1 protein-coding gene is annotated in these 1,201 nt (G+C 68.4%); it reads right to left on the bottom strand.

From position 1 onward, the window contains the following. Positions 1-74: 74 nt before the first annotated feature. Positions 75-1,201 (bottom strand): IS4 family transposase (locus ACFXN1_RS51870; RefSeq protein ID WP_379446780.1); only part of this gene is annotated, 1,127 nt, incomplete at its 5' end.

Below are 1,201 nucleotides of genomic sequence, written 5' to 3'. Positions count from 1 at the left end.
CAATGCCGGGAAGTTTGGCTGCTGGAGTCGTTGTCAAGCTGTGTCGGCGAAGTCGAGGTAACAGGGCGGGAAGTTCAGGTCCAGCGCCGTGTCCGGTCGGTGGCTGTGGTGATGGTAAAGGTGATCTCGGCGTTGGTGATCGGGCTGTCTTTCCTGGTGGGGTTGTAGGCATAGTTGGAAATGGGGCGTTTGACCCGGCGCGGCTGGATCCGGGTTCTGCGGTGGGGCGGGACCAGGTCGCGGGGATGCAGGATGGCGCCGAAGATCACGGCGGTCCGTTTGCTGCGGCGTGCTGTGGTCCCTATCGCCGCGATCACTGTGTGGCGGGCGGTCCGGATGACCACGGTGAAGGAGATGCGGGCCGGATCGATCCCAGCATGCGAGGCGGCGTTGGCGGCGATGCGTCGGGCGGCCTGGTAGACGACCAACAGTCCGAACAGCTCCTGGCGGACCCCGTCGACGCTGCCCGAGCGCAGGACCCGGTTGGGTCCGCGCAGGCTGACCTTGAGGCCGAAGTAGGCCGTTTCTGCCTCCCATCTGCGGTGATACAGCTCGGCGAGTTCAGCGGCGGGGTAACGCTGGTGATCAAGCAGGGTGGTGATCAGTCTCAGGCTGGTGGTTGTGGATCTGCCGTCGGTGGCGCGGACGCTCACCTCGGCCTCGATCACGCGGATTGTGACACCATCGACCTGGGGCGGTGGTGTGCGCCGGTGACGGCTCCAGCGTCGCAGCCGGTCGCGCTCGTTGGTGCCGGTGGACATCGACAGGTAGGTGCCGTCGGGCAGCCGGTCCAGCACCGGCGGCTGCAGATCGGCGCTGATCCGCCACAACAGCTGCGCCCCGGTGGCCGCGGCGGCTCTGGTCAGTGTGTGGCCTTTGCTGCCCCGGTCGGCCAACAGCAGCATCCCGGGTGCCAGTGCCCGGCACAGCAGCCCGCACTGGGCTTCCTCGCTCTGGGTAAACGGGCCGATCACCGCGTCGATCAACGCCCTGGTCCCGCACTCCACCAGCGCGGACAGCCGCATCAGCGGGAACCCGCCGGTCCCGTTGGCTCCCGAGTGCCGGCCGCAGTATGCGCGGTTGGCCGCGCTGTCGGCGACGTGGACGCTGGTGCCGTCCCAGGCCACCGTCCGCAGTCCCCGCCACCACGACCCGGCCGTGCCTCGGGACGCGACCGTCCCCTTGAGCTGGTCGAACAAGG

Source organism: Nocardia sp. NPDC059154, assembly GCF_042755705.1.
Lineage (GTDB): Bacteria > Actinomycetota > Actinomycetes > Mycobacteriales > Mycobacteriaceae > Nocardia.
Note: the sequence above shows the minus strand (reverse complement) of the source record. Positions and strands in the feature narration are given on the sequence as shown.